At 37.3% G+C, this 19564-nt stretch carries 14 protein-coding genes and 1 pseudogene; 13 read left to right on the forward strand and 2 right to left on the reverse strand.

Going from position 1 to position 19564, the window contains the following annotated elements:
* Positions 1-36 precede the first annotated feature (36 nt).
* The 4 genes from STRMA_RS02610 to STRMA_RS02625 all read left to right on the forward strand — a co-directional run bounded on the left by STRMA_RS02610 (position 37) and on the right by STRMA_RS02625 (position 9198).
* The gene (locus STRMA_RS02610) at positions 37-1773 is read left to right on the forward strand and encodes an ABC transporter ATP-binding protein (RefSeq protein WP_040841739.1); all 1737 of its coding nucleotides are present in this window, start codon (positions 37-39) and stop codon (positions 1771-1773) included.
* Between the two features lie 14 nt (positions 1774-1787).
* On the forward strand, positions 1788-3563 hold the full coding sequence (locus STRMA_RS02615) for an ABC transporter ATP-binding protein (protein WP_003081527.1): 1776 nt from the start codon (positions 1788-1790) through the stop codon (positions 3561-3563).
* Positions 3564-3650: 87 nt separating this feature from the next.
* A complete protein-coding gene (locus STRMA_RS02620) occupies positions 3651-4574 on the forward strand; it encodes an AEC family transporter (protein WP_003078656.1) in 924 nt (307 codons plus the stop codon).
* 208 nt (positions 4575-4782) lie between these two features.
* Positions 4783-9198 (forward strand): glycoside hydrolase family 70 protein, encoded by a 4416-nt coding sequence (locus STRMA_RS02625; RefSeq protein WP_003079947.1) that lies wholly within the window; start codon positions 4783-4785, stop codon positions 9196-9198.
* A gap of 203 nt (positions 9199-9401) precedes the next feature.
* On the opposite strand, the gene STRMA_RS02630 is transcribed toward STRMA_RS02625, so the two are convergent.
* The gene (locus STRMA_RS02630; protein ID WP_003079140.1) at positions 9402-9908 is read right to left on the reverse strand and encodes a DUF308 domain-containing protein; all 507 of its coding nucleotides are present in this window, start codon (positions 9906-9908) and stop codon (positions 9402-9404) included.
* A gap of 45 nt (positions 9909-9953) precedes the next feature.
* A complete protein-coding gene (locus tag STRMA_RS09995; RefSeq protein ID WP_268741100.1) occupies positions 9954-10088 on the reverse strand; it encodes a hypothetical protein in 135 nt (44 codons plus the stop codon).
* A gap of 129 nt (positions 10089-10217) precedes the next feature.
* Between STRMA_RS09995 and gdhA the strand changes: the two genes are divergently transcribed.
* The 9 genes and pseudogenes from gdhA to STRMA_RS02675 all read left to right on the forward strand — a co-directional run bounded on the left by gdhA (position 10218) and on the right by STRMA_RS02675 (position 19536).
* Positions 10218-11567, forward strand: a complete 1350-nt coding sequence (gdhA, locus tag STRMA_RS02635; protein WP_003082376.1) for an NADP-specific glutamate dehydrogenase — start codon at positions 10218-10220, stop codon at positions 11565-11567.
* 308 nt (positions 11568-11875) lie between these two features.
* Entirely contained in the window at positions 11876-12310 is a 435-nt protein-coding gene (locus STRMA_RS02640; protein ID WP_003078644.1) for a MarR family winged helix-turn-helix transcriptional regulator, read from the forward strand.
* Between the two features lie 3 nt (positions 12311-12313).
* A complete protein-coding gene (locus tag STRMA_RS02645) occupies positions 12314-14119 on the forward strand; it encodes an ABC transporter ATP-binding protein (protein ID WP_003080340.1) in 1806 nt (601 codons plus the stop codon).
* On the forward strand, positions 14109-15866 hold the full coding sequence (locus STRMA_RS02650; RefSeq protein WP_003081868.1) for an ABC transporter ATP-binding protein: 1758 nt from the start codon (positions 14109-14111) through the stop codon (positions 15864-15866). The genes STRMA_RS02645 and STRMA_RS02650 overlap by 11 nt, the downstream gene beginning before the upstream one ends.
* Before the next feature lie 273 nt (positions 15867-16139).
* Positions 16140-16288: pseudogene (locus tag STRMA_RS09775) on the forward strand (ComC/BlpC family peptide pheromone/bacteriocin); the annotation flags it as partial.
* A 71-nt stretch (positions 16289-16359) separates the two neighbouring features.
* Complete coding sequence (locus STRMA_RS02660; RefSeq protein ID WP_003081483.1) at positions 16360-16785, forward strand: hypothetical protein; 426 nt, start codon at positions 16360-16362, stop codon at positions 16783-16785.
* A 199-nt stretch (positions 16786-16984) separates the two neighbouring features.
* Positions 16985-17608: a GTP pyrophosphokinase gene (locus STRMA_RS02665; protein ID WP_003079117.1), complete on the forward strand. Its 624-nt coding sequence runs from the start codon at positions 16985-16987 to the stop codon at positions 17606-17608.
* 1 nt (position 17609) lies between these two features.
* Positions 17610-18311, forward strand: coding sequence for a response regulator transcription factor (locus STRMA_RS02670; RefSeq protein WP_003080903.1), 702 nt, complete (start codon positions 17610-17612; stop codon positions 18309-18311).
* Positions 18301-19536, forward strand: a complete 1236-nt coding sequence (locus tag STRMA_RS02675) for a sensor histidine kinase (protein ID WP_003078690.1) — start codon at positions 18301-18303, stop codon at positions 19534-19536. Before STRMA_RS02670 ends, STRMA_RS02675 begins: the two co-directional genes overlap by 11 nt.
* The last annotated feature ends 28 nt before the right edge of the window (positions 19537-19564 follow it).

Genomic DNA, 19564 nt, shown 5'->3' on the forward strand with positions numbered 1-19564 from the left:
TATGAAAACATAAAAATGGAGATGAAAGGGGATTATATGAACTATATTTGGTCTTATTTAAAAAAGTATCCCAAATGGTTAACATTGGATCTTTTAGGGGCCTTTTTATTTGTTGTTGTTAATTTGGGTTTGCCCACTGCTTTGGCGCAGATGATTGATCAAGGAATCACTGTAGGGAATAAGGCAGCTATTTATTTTTGGGCTGCGGTTATGTTTTTGATTTTACTCTTAGGAATTGCAGGACGCATAACACTCGCTTATGCTTCAGGAAGACTGACTTCTACTATGATCCGTGACATGCGCAATGAGATGTATGATAAATTGCAGGAATACTCTCATCATGAATATGAAAAGATTGGTGTTCCTTCTTTGGTGACAAGGATGACCAGTGATGCTTTTGTATTAATGCAGTTTGCGGAAATGGCTCTGCGTATGGGAATTGTAACTCCTTTAATGATGGTATCAAGTGTGACTATGGTCTTAGTGACCAGCCCTTCCTTGGCATGGACGGTTCTTGTTTCCATTCCCTTTTTAATTTTTGTCATTTACTATGTAGCTGTAAAGACTCGGCCTTTATCGGAAAAGCAGCAAAATACATTGGATAAGATTAATCAATACGTACGGGAAAATTTAACAGGGCTTCGTGTTATTAGAGCTTTTGCACGAGAGAAATTTCAAGAAAAACGCTTTGATCAAAAAAATGAACACTATGAAAATATTTCAAATCGTCTGTTTAAATTAACCGGTCTAACGGAAGCCCTTTTTGTTCAGATAATAGTAGCCATGATTGTTGCTATTATTTGGTTTGCTTTGGATCCTTTAAGACAGGGCTCAATCAAAATCGGAGATCTGGTTGCCTTCATTGAATATAGTTTTCATGCTCTGTTTTCTTTCTTAATATTTGCTAATCTATTTACCATGTATCCTAGGATGGTTGTATCTAGCCAACGGATAAAAGAAGTTATGGCCATGCCTATTTCAATTGATCCAAATGTGACAGGTGTTACAGAGACAGCTTCTAAAGGGTATTTAGAGTTTGATAATGTCACTTTTGCTTATCCTGGTGAGACAGAAAGCCCTGTTTTGCATAATGTCAGTTTTCAAGCTAAGCCAGGTGAAACAGTTGCTTTCATCGGAAGTACAGGATCGGGAAAGTCTTCTCTTGTCAATCTTATTCCAAGATTTTATGATGTTACTTTGGGCCGAATTTTAGTCGATGGAATTGATGTGCGGGATTATAATCTCAAAGCACTTCGCCGCAAGATTGGCTTTATACCGCAGAGAGCCTTACTTTTTACGGGAACTATTGGGGAAAATATTAAATATGGAAAAGAAGACGCTACTTTAGCTGAACTAGATTCTGCAGCAGATATTGCACAAGCTAAAGAATTTATTGAAAGCCGTGAAGAACGATTTGATACGCATCTTGCTGAGGCAGGAAGTAATCTTTCAGGAGGTCAAAAACAGCGTTTGTCTATTGCGCGTGCTGTTGTCAAAAAACCAGAAATCTATATTTTTGATGATTCCTTTTCAGCGCTTGATTATAAAACAGATGCCCAGCTGCGTGCCAGATTGAAAGAAGTGACAGGAGATGCCACTGTTCTTATCGTGGCCCAGCGTGTAGGGACAATTATGGACGCTGATCAGATTATCGTGTTAGATGAAGGTGAGATTGTTGGCCGCGGCAGCCATGAAGAACTGATGCGGACCAATGAGATTTACCGGGAGATTGCCAATTCGCAGCTCAGCAGTCAAAGTTTGACAGAAAGTTAGAAATAGGAGGGAAAATGAAGAAAAATAATAATGTGTTTCTGCGATTATGGAAGTATTTAAAAAATTATAAAGTCTCTCTTTTTCTTGCTATTTTTTTAAAAATGCTAAGCACCATTATGAATGTTTTAGAGCCTTTCATACTGGGCTTGGCTATGACAGAATTAACAGCCAATCTTTTAGCTATGGCACGTCATGTCAAAGGAGCCCATATTAATACTTCTTACATTTTAATGATACTGCTTCTTTATTTGATACGAGGTTTTTTGTATTCTGCAGGTTCTTATGGTTCCAATTATTTTATGACCAATGCGGTTCAAAAAAGTATCAGAGATTTGCGCCATGAATTGAGTAATAAAATCAATAAGATCTCTGTTTCTTATTTTGATCAGCATCAATTTGGAGATATGCTGGGACGTTTTACAAACGATGTCGAAACTGTTTCTAATGCTTTGCAGCAAAGTTTCTTACAGATCATCAATGCTTTTTTAACGATTATTTTAGTTATCGCTATGGTTCTCTATCTTAATTTACCCTTAGCGACAATCGTCATTGCTTGTATTCCGCTGACTTACTTTAGTGCTAGATATATACTTAACAGATCTCAGCCTTATTTTAAGAAACAGGCTGATGCCTTGGGAGCTATGAATGGCTTTGTCCAAGAGAATTTGACAGGCTTTAATATCCTAAAGCTGTATGGACGCGAAGAAGTATCAGCAGAAGAATTTCGCCGTATTACTGAAAATCTCAGAAATGTTGGATTTAAAGCTAGTTTTATTTCGGGAATTATGATGCCGGTACTGAATGCTATCTCTGATTTAGCTTACTTACTTGTCGCTCTCATTGGCGGTTTGCAAGTTTTAGCCGGCAGACTTACCATCGGGAACATGCAAGCTTTTGTTCAGTATATTTGGCAAATCAGCCAACCTATTCAGACGATTACGCAATTGTCTGGTGTTCTGCAAAGTGCCAAGTCTTCCTTGGAAAGAATTTTTGAAGTGTTAGATGAAAAAGATGAGAACAATGAAGTGCTAGAGCAGCTAGACCGCCCTTTGTCCGGCCAGGTCAGTTTTCAAAATGTCTTTTTCCAATATACAGCTGATAAGCCGTTGATTCAAAACTTTAATCTAGATGTAAAGCCAGGAGAGATGGTCGCTATTGTTGGACCTACTGGTGCTGGAAAAACAACTTTGATTAATCTTCTTATGCGCTTTTATGACGTTACTGAAGGAGCTATTACGGTAGATGGCCATGATATCCGCCATCTTTCTCGGCAGGACTATCGTAAACAGTTCGGAATGGTCTTACAGGAAGCCTGGCTTTATGAAGGAACAATTATTGATAATTTACGTTTTGGAAAATTAAATGCCAGTGAAGAAGAAGTTGTTCAAGCAGCAACAGCAGCTAATGTAGACCATTTTATACGGACGCTGCCTGGCGGTTATAATATGGAAGTCAATCAAGAATCAAGTAATATCTCACTAGGTCAAAAACAATTGCTGACAATTGCGCGTGCCCTTCTAGCAGATCCTAAAATATTAATTCTTGATGAAGCCACTTCCTCAGTTGATACACGCTTAGAATTATTAATTCAAAAAGCGATGAACAAGCTAATGGAAGGGCGGACCAGTTTTGTGATTGCCCACCGTTTATCTACTATTCAGGAAGCTGATAAAATTTTGGTACTCAAAGACGGCCAGATTATTGAACAGGGGAATCATGAAAGTTTACTTTCAGCTAAAGGTTTTTATTATGATTTGTATATGAGCCAATTTAGCGGAAAAAAGCAATAAGAATGATTTGAAACAAGCAGGAATTTTGAAACGGCTTGCTTGTTTTTTCTTTTGCATACTGTAATGAGCAAAATAAAAGGAGGAGTTATGGCGATAGCAGGTCTTGTTTTTCAGAAATTAATTGTTTTATTTTTATTAATGCTAATGGGCTTATTTTTAGCTCAGCGTCAGATATTGACTAAGGAGGTTACCTTTCAGTTATCTAACTTACTGACGCGTTTTGTTGCACCAAGTCTTTTTATTTCTTCGTTTATTTATCAGGACTTCTCATTAAAGAGACTAGTTTTGCTAATAAGTATGATTGGCTCTGCTTTTTTATTGTTGGTGACGCGTATTTTTTTCGTTTCTTTTTTACTGCCCAAAGAAAGAGCTACGGATCAATATGCTGTTCTCTTTGCTAATGTGGGTTTTATGGGAACCCCTCTGGCCTTTGCTGTAGGAGGCAAGGAGGCTGTTTTCTTCATTTCAGGTTTTGTAGTTGCTAATCAAATTATGCAGTGGACTTATGGCCTTTATTTAATTGCTCAGGATAAGAGCATTATTAATTGGCGCTCTATCTTGGTTAATCCGGCGATGATTGCTACTGTCATAGGCTTGGCTCTCTTTATTATCCCCTTTAAGCTACCTGTTGTTTTTAGAGGAGCGATTGATTCTTTTGCGGATTTAAATACCCCCTTATCAACGATCGTTTTGGGCAGTTATTTTTATAAGGCTGATATCAAGGAAATTTTTCTTTACAAACCAGCTTATTATACAGCATTTTTACGTCTGTGCTTAACGGCCTTGCTCAGTATCTTAACGATTTGGATTCTCCCTATTGACTCTAGCAGTGTGAAATTAGCTTTATCAATTGCAGCTGTTTCACCAGCAGCTCTGAACACAGCCCTTCTCAGTCAGGTTTACGGCGGAAATTATGAATATGGTTCCCGACTTGTTTTGCTAACGACTATTTTATCTCTTATTTTTATTCCTTTAAACATGGCCTTAGCCAGTTTATTATATCTATCCTAAGTCAATTTGCAGTATCAGAAAAATAGTCTGTCAGTAAGCATAAAAAAGCAGCCTTTAAAGTCCTATAGGCTGCTTTTTTACGCCCATAAATAGGTAATATTACAAGTAATATACTGGAAAAATAAAGAAAAAGAAATGTAATCCAGTTGACATCACTGTTGTGAAATTATGAAGTTATAATGGTTTAGTCAATTAAAGGAGGATTTATATGGAAACCAAACTTCGTTACAAGATGCGCAAGGTGAAAAAACACTGGGTGACAGTTGCTGTAGCTTCTACTTTAGTCACTTTAGGCGGGACAACTTTGGCATCTCCTGTTTCAGCTGATACTGATAAAACGACAGATAATGCGGTAACACAATCATCAGAAGGGAGCAGCTCTGCAGCGTCTCAGGCAAAAGAACAGGCACTATCAGAACCAGTCCAGACTAAAACGCAAGTAAAAGAAGAGTCAGAGTCTACTGAGGCAACAACTGAAACGGTTAGCAGTGAACAAACAGCTGCTAAGACAGAGTCACCTCAAAATAGGTCAAATCAATCCAAAGCTGCTGAAGAAACCACCACAAAAGGCAGTTCAGCACAGGTAAAAGAGACTAACGAACAAACAACAGCTCAAAGCAGCAAATACTCTGCTAACTCTAAAACTTCGCAGTTAAAAGCAGCTGCCTCTAAAAGAATGACTTCCGGTCAAGTACAAACAGCCGCTGGGCAGCAAGAAAATAAAGATGACTTAGCCAATATTCCTAATGTCAAAAAGATTGATGGGAAATATTACTATATTGGCTCAGACGGTCAAGCCAAGAAAAATTTTGCTTTAAAAGTTGGCAATCAGACTCTCTTTTTTGATAAAGATACTGGTGCCTTGTCGGATAGCTCACAATATCAGTTCAGCAAAGGTTTAACAAAGTTAAATAATGAATATACTCCTCACAATCAAATCGTTAATTTTGAAAAGAACAGTCTTGAAACGATAGATAGTTATGTAACAGCAGATGCCTGGTATCGTCCTAAAGATATTTTAAAAGATGGTAAAACTTGGACCGCTTCTACAGAATCTGATCTGCGTCCTTTATTAATGTCATGGTGGCCGGATAAGCAAACGCAGGTTGCTTATCTCAACTATATGAACAAGCAAGGCTTGGGAACAGGCAGCACTTACACAGCTGATAGCAGCCAAGAAAGCTTAAATCTTGCAGCTCAAACTGTCCAAGCTAAGATTGAAACAAAGATTAGTCAAACAAAACAAACACAATGGCTTCGCGAAACGATCAATAGTTTTGTGAAATCACAGTCCAGATGGAATATCGACACTGAATCTGATACTTCAGCTGGCGAAAAAGATCACCTGCAAGGTGGAGCTTTGCTTTATAACAACAGTGATAAGACAGCTTATGCAAACTCTGACTATCGGCTTTTGAATCGCACACCGACAAATCAGACAGGTAAACCTAAATATTTTGAAGATAATTCATCAGGTGGTTACGATTTTCTGTTAGCCAATGATATTGACAATTCTAATCCTGCAGTTCAGGCTGAGCAGCTGAACTGGCTTCATTATCTGATGAATTATGGCTCTATTGTTGCTAATGATCCAGAAGCGAATTTTGATGGTGTCCGTGTGGATGCAGTTGATAATGTCAATGCAGATCTCTTACAAATTTCTTCAGATTACTTAAAAGCTCACTACAGTGTTGATAAGAGTGAAAAAAATGCCATTAACCATCTTTCCATCTTAGAAGCATGGTCTAATAACGACCCACAGTATAATAAAGATACTAAAGGTGCACAGCTCCCTATTGACAATAAGCTTCGCCTGTCGCTTTTATATGCTCTGACACGTCCGCTTGAGAAAGATGCTAGTGATAAAAGTGAAATCCGCAGCGGACTTGAGCCTATTATTACCAACAGTTTAAATGATCGTTCAGCTGAAGGTAAAAACAGCCAGCGTATGGCAAATTATATCTTTATCCGTGCTCATGATAGCGAAGTTCAGACAGTCATTGCTAAAATTATCAAGGATAAAATCAACCCTAAAACGGATGGTTTAACCTTTACTTTAGATGAACTAAAACAAGCCTTCAAGATTTATAATGAAGACATGCGCCAGGCCAATAAAAAGTATACTCAGTCCAACATTCCAACAGCATATGCTCTGATGCTGTCAAACAAGGATTCGATTACCCGTGTTTACTATGGTGATATGTATACTGATGATGGTCAATATATGGCGACGAAATCACCTTATTATGATGCTATTGAGACTTTGATGAAAGCTCGTATCAAATATGCTGCTGGCGGTCAGGACATGAAAATCACTTATCCTGATGGTGATAAGGCCAATATGGATTGGGATTATACAGGTGTTTTAACTTCTGTTCGCTATGGTACAGGGGCTAATTCTGCAGCAGATGCGGGCAATGCGGCAACAAGAACACAAGGAATGGCAGTCGTTACCAGCAATAATCCAAGTCTTAAACTGAGTCAAAAAGATAAAATAGTAGTTAATATGGGGGCGGCTCATAAAAACCAAGAATATCGCCCGCTTATCCTGTCAACCAAGGATGGTTTGTCAACCTATGCAACAGATGCAGCTGCTAAAGCGCTTTATCGCAAAACAAATGACCAAGGGCAGTTGATTTTTGATGCTAATGATATTCAAGGCTATCTCAATCCACAAGTATCTGGTTATTTAGCTGTATGGGTTCCGGTTGGTGCCAGCGATAATCAAGATGTTCGCGTAGCAGCAAGTGATAAGGCCAATTCAAGCGGCCAAGTCTATGAATCATCAAGTGCCCTTGATTCCCAATTAATTTATGAAGGTTTTTCAAACTTCCAAGATTTTGTCACTAATGAATCTGATTATACCAATAAAAAAATTGCTCAAAATATTGATTTGTTCAAATCTTGGGGGGTTACTTCCTTTGAAATGGCACCGCAATACGTATCATCTGAAGATGGCTCATTCTTAGATTCTATTATTCAGAATGGTTACGCTTTTGAGGATCGTTATGATCTTGCCATGAGTAAGAACAATAAATATGGTTCCAATCAAGATATGATCAATGCTGTTAAGGCTTTGCACAAAGGCGGCATTCAAGTTATCGCAGACTGGGTGCCAGATCAGATCTACAATCTTCCAGGAAAAGAAGTTGTCACAGCTACCCGTGTAAATGATTACGGTGAATATCGCAATGATGCTGAAATAAAGAATACACTTTATGCCGCAAATACAAAAAGCAGCGGTAAGGATTATCAAGCTAAATATGGCGGTGCCTTTCTAGATGAATTAGCTGCTAAATATCCAAGTATTTTTAATCGAACCCAAATTTCAAATGGTAAGAAGATTGATGCCAGCGAAAAAATTAAAGAATGGAAAGCTAAATATTTTAATGGAACCAACATTTTAGGTCGCGGTGTTGATTATGTCCTTAAGGACTATGCGAGCAATCAGTACTTTAATCTTAAAGATAACAAGGCTTATTTACCAAAGCAAATGACCAATAACGAGGCTTCTACTGGCTTTACTGATGATGGCAAGGGAATTACTTTCTACTCTATGAGTGGTTATCAGGCTAAAAATAGCTTTGTGCAGGATGCTAAAAATAACTGGTATTACTTTGATAATAACGGACATATGGTTTATGGCCAGCAAAATATCAATGGGGATGTACAGTATTTCTTGCAAAATGGCGTTCAGCTTCGCGATGCTCTCTTAGAGAATGCTGATGGAACAAAGAATTACTTTGGTCATCTTGGAAATAGATATAATAATGGTTACTATTCATTTGATAACGATACAAAATGGCGTTACTTTGACAGCAATGGTACAATGGCTGTTGGTATGAAAACTGTTAATGGCAATACCCAGTATTTCGATCAAGATGGTTATCAAGTTAAAGGAGCCTGGATAACGGATGCTAATGGCAAGAAACGTTATTTTGATGACGGTTCAGGTAATATGGTTGTCAATCGATTTGCTAATGATAAAGACGGCAACTGGTACTATCTCGGCTCAGACGGTGTTGTTCTTGTAGGCACTCAAACCATTAACGGCAAGACTTATTACTTTGCACAAGATGGTAAACAGGTGAAAGGCAAGATCGTTACTGATAATCAAGGGAAAAAGACTTACTTCCTTGCTAATTCAGGTGAATTAGCCAAAAATATTTTTGCCACAGACAGTCAAAATAATTGGTATTTCTTTGGAGCAGATGGTACTGCAGTTATTGGTGAACAGACAATCAATGGTTATAAACTGTATTTTGCACAAGATGGAAAGCAAGTGAAAGGCAGCTTTGTTACAGACAATAATGGCAAAGTTCGTTACTATAATGCTGATTCAGGCCAGTTGGAAACTAATCGCTTCGAAGCAGATAAGGATGGTAATTGGTACTATTTAGGTTCAGATGGAATTGCTGTAACAGGAAGTCAGACGATTAACGGTCAGCGAATCTTCTTTGCAAAAGACGGCAAACAGGTCAAAGGTGATGTCGCCTATGATGCTCAAGGACTCCTGCGTTATTATGATAAGGAGAGCGGTAACATGGTTTATAACAAAACAGTTACTTTAGCCAATGGACGCAAAATTATCATTGATCAGCAAGGAGTAGCTAGATATCTCTAAGTTAAAAAATCAATAGTGTTTCACTTTATAGAAAAATGAAAAGGCCGGGATTTTGACCCGGCCTTTTCAACTGCATAGTAAACCAATAGGATAACAGTGAAATATATATAAAAGAAAAGCATTTTAGCTTCAATTGATGAGATAAAACGATTGAAGATTAATCATTTTCTAAGGAACTGTAACAATGCAGAAAAAAGGTACCATTAGCGCAGCCGTATAAAGGTCAGCAAGCTTGAGATGCCTGTTAGGATTAGCAGTAAGGCAACGAAGCGGCCAATAATGGCAGATGAGAGAAGAGGCTGTCCTAATAAAATAAGGCCTATAAGCAGTGCACCAATACCTGATAGGAAGAATCGGTTGCTTTGAGGAAAGCCTGCCTGCCTCAAACGATAAGCAGAAATCAGTCTTAGAACACCAATGACGATTATCCAATAAGCTACGATTGCAATAACTGCTGTTGTGAGAGAAAAGAGAGAGGATGTTAATAGAATAAAGCCAAAAATAATTGAGATAATACTTTGCAGTAAGCTCCAAATATTGCGTTCATCGGCTGCTTTAGACATATAATCCATAAAACTTGTTATACCGACTAGAAAAATAATAAGGGCTAAAATCCATCCAATAGATGCTGTTACAACAAGCGGATTGGCGAATATCCAGAGACCGATTAAAAGTGTCAGTACTCCAGAGATTAGTGTAAACCATTTCATATAATAACTCCTTGTTTTTAATGTCTTTTTCATTTTATAAAAAGCTTAAGCGCTTGTCAAAGAAACAGAACCAAAGAAGTGAGCTTTCTTTTGCCTTATTTTTACAATATTAATTTTTATTTTTTTCCTATTGCAATGACTAGTAAACAGGCTAATCAAAGAAGTTTTAATTTTTGCCATGTCAGATTTTCTGACATATTTTTTAGAAAAAATGAAAAAATGACGAAAAAGTCTTGACAAGAATATTCAGAAAATTTATAATATTCACTGTAATAAAAATTACAAATCTCAATTTTGGAGGAAATGATAATGACAGCAGGTAAAAAATACGTAGACAGCGTATTTGAAAAAGTAAAAGCTCAAAATGGGCATGAAACAGAATTTCTGCAAGCAGTAGAGGAAGTCTTTGAATCGTTAGTCCCGGTCTTTGACAAGTACCCAGAATATATTGAAGAAAATCTTCTTGAACGTTTAGCAGAGCCGGAACGTATCGTTTCTTTTCGTGTACCTTGGGTTGATGATCAAGGAAAAGTACAAGTTAATCGTGGCTTCCGTGTACAGTTCTCATCAGCTATTGGTCCCTACAAAGGCGGTCTTCGTTTCCACCCGTCTGTTAATCAATCCATTGTAAAATTCCTTGGTTTTGAACAAATTTTTAAAAACTCTCTTACTGGTCAGCCAATCGGCGGCGGTAAAGGCGGTTCTAACTTTGATCCTAAAGGTAAATCTGATAATGAAATCATGCGTTTCTGCCAAAGCTTTATGACTGAACTTAGCAAACACATTGGTGCAGATACTGATGTTCCTGCTGGTGATATTGGTGTTGGCGGACGTGAAATTGGTTACCTCTACGGACAGTATAAACGTCTTCGCAACGAATATACTGGGGTTCTTACCGGTAAAGGTTTGAATTGGGGGGGCTCACTTGCCCGTACAGAAGCTACTGGCTACGGTGCTGTTTATTTCGCAGAGCAAATGCTAAAAGCACGCGGTGAAGATTTTGCCGGAAAAGTAGCAGTTGTTTCTGGTGCAGGTAACGTTGCTATCTATGCTATTGAAAAATTGCATGAGCTTGGAGCTAAAGCCGTTACAGCTTCAGACTCATCCGGTTATGTTTATGATCCAGATGGTATTGATGTTGCACTCCTGAAAGAAATTAAAGAAGTAAAACGCGAACGTATTGTTAAATATGCTGAAGCTCGTCCAAATGCTAAATTTATAGCAGCTGGCCAAGGCTCAGTTTGGGATGTTAAAGCAGACCTTGCTTTCCCATGTGCCACTCAAAATGAAATCAATGAAGAACAAGCTAAGACTCTTGTAGCTAACGGTGTTATTGCTGTTTCAGAGGGTGCTAACATGCCTTCAACACTTGAAGCTATTGATGTCTTCCTTAAAGCTGGCGTTTCATTTGGCCCTGCCAAAGCTGCTAATGCGGGCGGTGTAGCTGTATCAGCACTTGAAATGGCGCAAAACAGCGGACGTACACAGTGGACCTTTGAAGAAGTAGATGCTAAACTTTACGACATCATGAAGGGTATCTACGAAAACTCAGCAGCAGCTGCTAAGGAATTTGGTCAAGAAGGCAACCTCGTTGTCGGTGCTAACATTGCTGGTTTCCTTAAAGTAGCTGATGCCATGTCAGCACAAGGAATTGTCTAATTCTTTCTGCCGATGATAAGCCTTAACAATAAAAGATAATATAATAAATAATAGAGGGTAAGATCTTTTGTCTTATCCTTTTTTTATGAAATAGATTTGCCTAGTGCAGCGGTTGCTTCTTGCTTGTGCTGCTGCACTTATATAATCAATAGTAGAAATACAGTTACTTGTGCAGTCAATTAAATCAAATGAAAACGTTTTAAAATAAAAAATGACACTTTAATCTTGACAATAGTTCTCATGATAACTATAATAGTTCGCGGAAAGCTAATAAAGATTGTTTACAGAAAAGAGAATAAGGAGTCTTCATGAAAGAACCTTTAGGTCAATTTAGAATTTTATTAAATACCATTGAAAACAGAGTTCAGGAAATTTCTAAAGGTTATGACATTGAATCATTAGCTGGACCTCAGGGTTCTACAGTGGTATTCTTACTAAAAAATCAGGATCAAGAGCTTTTCATTAAGGATATTGAAAAAGAACTCCAAGTTTCTAAATCAGTTGCCAGCAATTTAGTGAAACGCATGCAAAAAAATGGCTTTGTTAAGATTATTCCATCCCTAAGTGATAAACGTCGTAAGCAAGTCGTTTTAACGCCATTTGGTTTAGAAAAAGCAAAAGAAATGCAGTTCTTTCTTAATGACATTTATGATGCCGTTTTAGCTGATATCAAACCTGAAGAATTAGCTGTTGCTAAGAAAGTTTTCAGGCAAATTCAAAGTAATTTAGAAAATAGGGAGTAATATATGTTTAAAATTTTTAAACGTTTAAATGCCAAGGAATGGGGCATGATTCTTCTTAGTACTGTTTTTATCTGTTTAGCTGTTTGGATGGATTTAAAAACACCGGAGTACATGTCAAATATCACGACTTTATTGCAGACTAAGGGAACCAAGGTTTCAGATATTATGGATCCTGGCTCTAAGATGCTGTTTTTCTCTTTTGGAAGTTTCTTTATGGCTATCTTGGTAGGTTTTTTAGCTTCCAGAACAGCAGCAAGTTTTACAACACGGCTTCGTTCCAGCATTTTTAATCAAGTTATGGACTATTCAGAAGCAGAGATTAAAAAGTTTTCAATTCCTAGTTTATTAACACGTACGACTAATGACTTAACACAGTTGCAAATCCTGATTACCATGGGAATGCAAGTTGTTACCCGCGGTCCCATTATGGCTGTTTGGGCTTTAACAAAGATTTGGGGTAAAAATGATAAGTGGACAGCTGCTGTTGGTGTTGCAGTCTTTGTTGTCTTTATTTTATTATCTGTTTTAATGTTTGTGGCCTTTCCAAGACAGCGTAAAGTACAAGGTCTGACAGATGACTTAAATGGTACAACCCGCGAATCTCTTACAGGTGTTCGGGTAGTTCGTGCTTATAATGCTGAAGATTATCAGGATGCCAAATTTAAAGAAGAAAATAAAAATTTAACAAAATTAAACTTATTTGTTTACCGTCTGATGTCCTTGATGAATCCTGTTATGACTGTTGTATCAGGAGGATTGACCCTGGCCATTTATTGGGTTGGATCTTACATTATTAACGATGTAAAAGTTTCTGCAGTCAATGCAGCTGCAGCGGCTGGAGCCGTTAAAGAACGTGTTTCAATCTTTAGTGATATGGTTGTTTTTTCTTCCTACGCCATGCAGGTGGTCATTGGTTTTATGATGATGGTCGCTATTTTTATCATTCTTCCGCGTGCTCTTGTTTCTGCTAAACGTATCAATGAGGTTTTAGCTCTAAATACGACTGTACAGTTTAAGGAAAAGACTCAAGGAAATACAGAAGGCAGAAAAGGTGAAATTGAGTTTCATAATGTTTCTTTCCGCTATAGCAAAAATTCCAGAGCTGTGGTTGAGCGTGTATCATTTAAGGCTAATACTGGAGATACAGTAGCCTTTATTGGTTCAACAGGATCTGGGAAATCAACGCTGGTCAACTTGATTCCACGTTTTTATGATGCGACTGATGGATGGATTAAGATTGACGGTATAAAGATAGAAAACTATTCCCACAATGATCTGAATAATAAAGTGGGTTATATCCCGCAAAGTGCCGTACTATTTAGCGGAACTGTCCGATCTAATATTGAATTTGGTAAGAGTCTTCAATCTCCTTTAGATGATACTGCCATTTGGGAAGCACTTGAACTTGCTCAGGCAAAAGATTTTGTAGAAGCTAAAGAAAAAGGCTTGGATACAGAAGTGGCTCAAGCTGGAACTAATTTTTCCGGCGGTCAGAAACAGCGTTTGGCTATTGCGAGAGCCTTAGCACGTAAACCTGAAATTTTGATTTTTGATGATTCTTTCTCAGCCCTTGATTATAAAACCGATAGAATTTTACGTGAAGAGTTAGCTAAGAAAACTGGTCAAATGACTAAGTTAATTGTAGCGCAGAGAATCTCGACTATTATGGACGCTGATCAAATCATTGTTTTGGACAAAGGGAAAGTTGTTGGCCAAGGAACTCATGAAGAGCTGCTGGCTGATAATAATATCTATCAAGAAATTGCCTACTCACAATTATCAAAGGAGGAGTTAGAAAATGAAAAATAAACAGAATAATTCATTATTAAGACAAATGGCTCCTTACCTTAAAGGATACAAACTGCTGTTTGGCCTTGCTATTATTTTTACAATTATTTCAAGTATCGTTACGGTAATTGGGCCTGATCGGCTCAAAGAGATAACAGATATAATGACAAAAGGCTTAACTGGCAAGATTGATCTTGATAAAATTGCTGGCATTAGCTTCTTCTATGCTTTCTTGTATATTGCCGGGGGATTGGTTTCTTATGCTGCTAGCTTTATTGTATCTACTTTGATTCAAAAAGTTTCACAGCGGCTGCGCAATGCTATCGCAGATAAAATCAATAAAGTGCCTTTGGCTTATTTTGACAGTCATTCACAAGGTGATACTTTATCTCGTGTCACCAATGATGTCGATCTAATGACCCAATCTTTTAACCAAAGTTTGGTTTCAATGGTGTCAGCAGTCGTCCTGCTCATTGGTTCTATTTTTATGATGATCAAGACAAACGGTGCTTTAGCAGCGACAGCTATTTTATCTGTTTTTGCTGGTTTTTCCATTTCTTCTATTATCATGGTAAAAAGCCAACCCTTCTTTAAACGGCAGCAGGACAACTTAGCTAGTGTTAGTGGTTATGTTGAAGAAATCTATTCGGGCCACAATGTTGTTTCCAGCTATAATGCACGCCAGCAAAGCAAACAGCAATTTGAGAAATTAAACAGTCAATTATTCTCCAGCATGTGGAAATCACAGTTCTTTTCAGGAATTATGATGCCAATGATGCAGTTTATAGGTAATTTTGGCTATGTTATGGTTTGTATTGTTGGTGCTACGATGGCTATCAATGGTCATATTACGATAGGAACGATTGTTGCCTTTATGACTTATGTCCGTATTTTTACACAGCCTATTTCGCAAATTGCTCAAGGCATTACCCAGTTGCAGTCAGCCAATGCTGCAATTGGCCGTGTTTTTGAATTTCTGGATGAAAAAGAAATGGAAACTGAGGATTATAAAAAGAAACAGCTTGATAAAGTTGAGGGTAATATTATTTTTGAAAATGTCTTTTTCGGTTATGATACAGACAAGACTATTATCCATGATTTTTCAGCTCAGGCTAAGGCTGGTCAAAAAATTGCTATTGTTGGTCCCACTGGTGCTGGTAAGACGACGATTGTTAATTTGCTGATGCGTTTCTATGAGGTCAATAAAGGAAGAATTTCTATTGATGGTGTTAATATCCATGATATGAAACGAGAAGAAGTGCATGATGCTTTTGCTATGGTGCTTCAAGATACTTGGCTCTTTAAAGGTACTGTTAAAGAAAATCTGATTTATAATCAGAAACATATTACAGATGAACAAGTGATTGCAGCAGCTAAGGCAATTGGTGTCCATCATTTCATTAAGACTTTACCTAAAGGTTATGACACTGTTTTAGATGATTCGGTTACCTTATCAGTTGGTCAGAAACAACTCTTGACCATTGCTAGGGCTCTTCTTAAGGATGCACCGCTTCTGATTTTAGATGAAGCAACGTCATCGGTTGATACACGGACAGAAGAGCTTATTCAAAAGGCTATGGATAAACTGATGGAAGGTAAAACTTCATTTGTCATTGCCCATCGTTTGTCTACTATCCGCAACGCTGATCTAATTCTTGTCATGAAAGATGGTAACATCATTGAACAGGGAAATCACAATCAGCTGATGGCGCAAAATGGCTTTTATGCTGATCTTTATAATAGTCAGTTTACAGAAGAAGTGGCTTAAAGATAAGATTAAACAGCAGCAAAAATTAATTTTGCTGCTGTTTTTTATACCTCTTTATTGGCTGCAGTGAAAGGTTTTGCCCAATAGTGAGAGCAGCTAAAAGCACTTACCATATTTTCGAGATTGGACAAGCAGATTAGTTGCAAATATGCAAATAATAAAAAAATAATTTTCATATTTGCGAATTTTTAAAAACCGTAAATTAAAGTGGTAAGATAATAGTGTAAAATATTTTACTTGTCGATTGGCCAAGCAGACAAGGTGGTAAATGGAAATTGTGCAGCAGGTGTTGTTTGGGTGCTGGACAAGGTTACATGGCTACTGCAGGCGGAACAGCATTCCTTGGCCCATACGCTATTGGAACAGGCGTTTTGGGAGCACTTGCTGAAAGAATTGGAGGAGCTATGAGTTCCTGCGGTTAATGCTTATTATTAAAATAAGGATTTTGAAAGGGAAAGAGAATTAGGCCATAAAAGCGGGAAGGAGGAAAGAAATGATCAAAAAAGAAAATCAGCAATTTAAGTTATGGAGACTTTTTACAGCCCAGCTAATAGCTCTTTGTTTGCTCATTATGGTTGTGACGCAAGCAATTTTTAAATCTCCCTTGCTTGTGCAGATTGGCTTTTTTATAATAACGCTCTGTACAGCTGGTTTGAACTATTATTTCGTTAAAGAACTTCAAAAGACTGCCTCAAAAGAAAATTCTGTTGCAGTAGTGACCAATCAGCTTGTCTGGGCTGTCATTTTTTTATTGCTGAGTCTCTTAAGTTGTTATAAAGTTATTAGTGTCAGAGAACTTTACAGCAGAATTATTTTCTCAGCTGCTGCTGTAATCTGCTTCCTCCTCTTTATCCTTTTGCTATGGGGAGTCAAATACGTAAAACAAGCACAGACTTCTTTAAAAGAAACAGGTGATTAATACAGTGATTTATCAAGCACACCATGCTAACAATGGTGTGTTTTTTACTGCTTATCCAGCTAGATGATGAAACACAGCTTTAAGAACCAATTCTTCCTGACCTTTATTTTAGAGAATATGGGATATCTCACTTGGTGAAATAAGAATTCTTTAATCTTGTATGATATAATAAAGGGCAAGTATATAAAAAGGATGAATTATGGTACAAGAAACGATCTATGGGAAATATGAAACTTATTTGCCGCAAATTTTAGAGAATTTAAGTCAAAAAATCCAAAAAGAAAATCAACGTGTAAAAGCAAATACTGGATTTAAACTTTTTGAACATTTCCTTGCGCGCGTAAAAACCAATGATAGCATGATTGAAAAATGTCAGCGTAAGCAATTGCCGCTAACAGCAGAGTCTGCTCTAAAAGACATCCGCGATGCGATTGGCATTCGCATTATCTGCGGTTTTGTTGATGATATTTATAAAACCGTTGACCTTCTTAAAAAAATGGACGGCATCAGTATCTCTAATGAAAAAGATTATATTTATAATGCTAAACCTAATGGTTATCGGTCTTATCATTTGATATTAGAAATAGAGACACCTTTTGAAGATTGTCTGGGACAGTCACCAGGAAAATATTTTGCTGAAGTTCAGCTAAGAACTATAGCTATGGATTCTTGGGCTAGCTTGGAGCATCAGATGAAATATAAGCATGATATCAAAAATCCTGAGCGCATTGCTAAAGAATTAAAACGCTGTGCTGATGAGTTAGCTTCTTGTGATCTCTCTATGCAGACCATCCGAAATTTGATTGCAGAAAGTGGTGATTAAAATGCCTTTGACGATTTTATTAGCAGAAGATGAAGAGCAGCTGTCACGTGTTTATGCAGCAGCTCTAAAGCACCAAGGTTATCAAGTTGATCAAGTTTATAATGGACAAGATGCTGTTGATAAAGCGCATGAAAATGCTTATGATGTTTTTATTTTGGATATTATGATGCCGGTTAAAACTGGTTTAGAAGCTTTACGTGAAATCCGTGCAGGTGGTGATAGTACTCATGCTATTATGCTGACAGCTATGTCGGAAATAGAAGATAAGGTAACAGGTTTAGAAGCAGGGGCTGATGATTATTTAACCAAACCCATTTCTCTCAAAGAACTTTTAGCCCGTTTAGCTTCTTTAGAGCGACGCTTAGACGATTATACTGATAAGGTCTTGACATTTGGCAGTGTCAAACTTGATCTTGCCCAGCAGGAAATGGTATCTGGTAATTCTATCCGTTTGGCAGGAAAAGAAGCGAAATTAATGGCTTTTTTTATGCTTAATCCGAATAAATCCTTATCCACAAAAGATATTTTCCAGCATGTCTGGGCAAAAGATGATGATCCTGAGATTGATGAAGGTTATGTTTTTATCTATATTTCTTATCTTAGGCAAAAATTAAAAGCCATTAAAGCAAATCTTACTATCTTAGGAAAAGAAAATGGAGATTTCGCCTTGGTAGAGATGGCAGGTGATGAACATGTTTCGTAAAATTCGGTTTCGCTTTATTTTGATTTCTTCTCTTGCTATTTTGGCCATTCTCATTTCTTTTATCAGTGTTTTCAACTCGGTTCGTTATGTTCAAAATAATGGCGAAATTGAATCTGTTCTAAGGATTTTATCAAAAAATAGAGGTGAATTTCCCAGACCCGAAGAGATTAATAAGGAGCCAGAAGGAAAAAATCTGGCTGTATCAGTTATCAATCAATATCAATACTACAGCTTTATTATAAAAAATAAAAAGGAAGTTACTTCCTTTAATTTGCAGCATATTCCTGATTTGACTGAGGAACAAGCAGCTGATTATATGAGAAATATTAACTTTAATAGCAAAGAAACGGGCTATTTCAGAAGGAACCACCATTTCTATGCTTATAAAGTAACAAAACTCAAGCAAGCAGGGCAGCAGTTGGTTGTTGTCTTAGATTCAACACGCTTTATTGATGATCGTTCAGAATTAATTTCTCTTTCAGTTAGAATGTCCTTATACAGCTTTGTCTTTTTTATTCTTATTGTGTCTATTCTCTCGGGATTTGCTATTAGACCTTACATTGAGAATTATGAAAAGCAAAAGCGCTTTATCACTAATGCTGGGCATGAACTAAAGACCCCATTGTCTATTATTTCAGCTAACAATGACTTACAAGAGCTAATGACAGGTGAGACAGAGTGGACTAAAAGCACCAAGGATCAGGTGGAGCGTCTGACTCAGCTGATTAACCGGCTGGTCAGTTTGGCTCGACTTGAAGAGCAGGCAGATATTGTCCTTAAACTGGTTAACTTTTCTACTCTTACCCAAGATGCTGCAGAAGATTTTAAAGGCCCCATTATTAAAGATGGTAAGACTTTTAAAATGCAGATTGCTCCAGATATTTATGTTAGAGCTGAGGAGAAATCACTCTTTGATTTGGTAACGCTTCTGGTTGATAATGCTAATAAATACTGTGATGACAAGGGAACTGTCAAGGTGACCTTAAGCAAAACGAATAGTCTAAAAAAAGCAAAATTAGAAGTTTCAAATACTTATAAAGAGGGGGCAAAACTAGATTACAGCCGTTTCTTTGATCGCTTTTACCGTGAAGATGAATCCCATAATCATCAGACTTCAGGTTACGGTATCGGATTATCAATGGCGCAAAGTATTGTCAAAATTTTTAAAGGAAAAATTTCTGTTTCTTATAAAAATGATACGATTACCTTTAAAGTTGTATTATAAAGCGGACATATAAAAAAGAAGAGTTTGG

Origin of the sequence: Streptococcus macacae NCTC 11558 (assembly GCF_000187995.2) — a bacterium.
In the GTDB taxonomy this organism is placed as follows: domain Bacteria; phylum Bacillota; class Bacilli; order Lactobacillales; family Streptococcaceae; genus Streptococcus; species Streptococcus macacae.

What these genes read in the sequence shown, in the direction of transcription:
- STRMA_RS02650 (WP_003081868.1), top strand. Translation starts at nt 14,109, where the DNA reads ATGAAAAATAAACAGAATAATTCATTATTAAGACAAATGGCTCCTTAC.
- STRMA_RS02620 (WP_003078656.1), top strand. Translation starts at nt 3,651, where the DNA reads ATGGCGATAGCAGGTCTTGTTTTTCAGAAATTAATTGTTTTATTTTTA.
- STRMA_RS02640 (WP_003078644.1), top strand. Translation starts at nt 11,876, where the DNA reads ATGAAAGAACCTTTAGGTCAATTTAGAATTTTATTAAATACCATTGAA.
- STRMA_RS02625 (WP_003079947.1), top strand. Translation starts at nt 4,783, where the DNA reads ATGGAAACCAAACTTCGTTACAAGATGCGCAAGGTGAAAAAACACTGG.
- STRMA_RS09995 (WP_268741100.1), bottom strand. Translation starts at nt 10,088, where the DNA reads ATGGCAAAAATTAAAACTTCTTTGATTAGCCTGTTTACTAGTCATTGC.
- STRMA_RS02610 (WP_040841739.1), top strand. Translation starts at nt 37, where the DNA reads ATGAACTATATTTGGTCTTATTTAAAAAAGTATCCCAAATGGTTAACA.
- STRMA_RS02660 (WP_003081483.1), top strand. Translation starts at nt 16,360, where the DNA reads ATGATCAAAAAAGAAAATCAGCAATTTAAGTTATGGAGACTTTTTACA.
- STRMA_RS02670 (WP_003080903.1), top strand. Translation starts at nt 17,610, where the DNA reads ATGCCTTTGACGATTTTATTAGCAGAAGATGAAGAGCAGCTGTCACGT.
- gdhA (WP_003082376.1), top strand. Translation starts at nt 10,218, where the DNA reads ATGACAGCAGGTAAAAAATACGTAGACAGCGTATTTGAAAAAGTAAAA.
- STRMA_RS02665 (WP_003079117.1), top strand. Translation starts at nt 16,985, where the DNA reads ATGGTACAAGAAACGATCTATGGGAAATATGAAACTTATTTGCCGCAA.
- STRMA_RS02675 (WP_003078690.1), top strand. Translation starts at nt 18,301, where the DNA reads ATGTTTCGTAAAATTCGGTTTCGCTTTATTTTGATTTCTTCTCTTGCT.
- STRMA_RS02630 (WP_003079140.1), bottom strand. Translation starts at nt 9,908, where the DNA reads ATGAAATGGTTTACACTAATCTCTGGAGTACTGACACTTTTAATCGGT.
- STRMA_RS02645 (WP_003080340.1), top strand. Translation starts at nt 12,314, where the DNA reads ATGTTTAAAATTTTTAAACGTTTAAATGCCAAGGAATGGGGCATGATT.
- STRMA_RS02615 (WP_003081527.1), top strand. Translation starts at nt 1,788, where the DNA reads ATGAAGAAAAATAATAATGTGTTTCTGCGATTATGGAAGTATTTAAAA.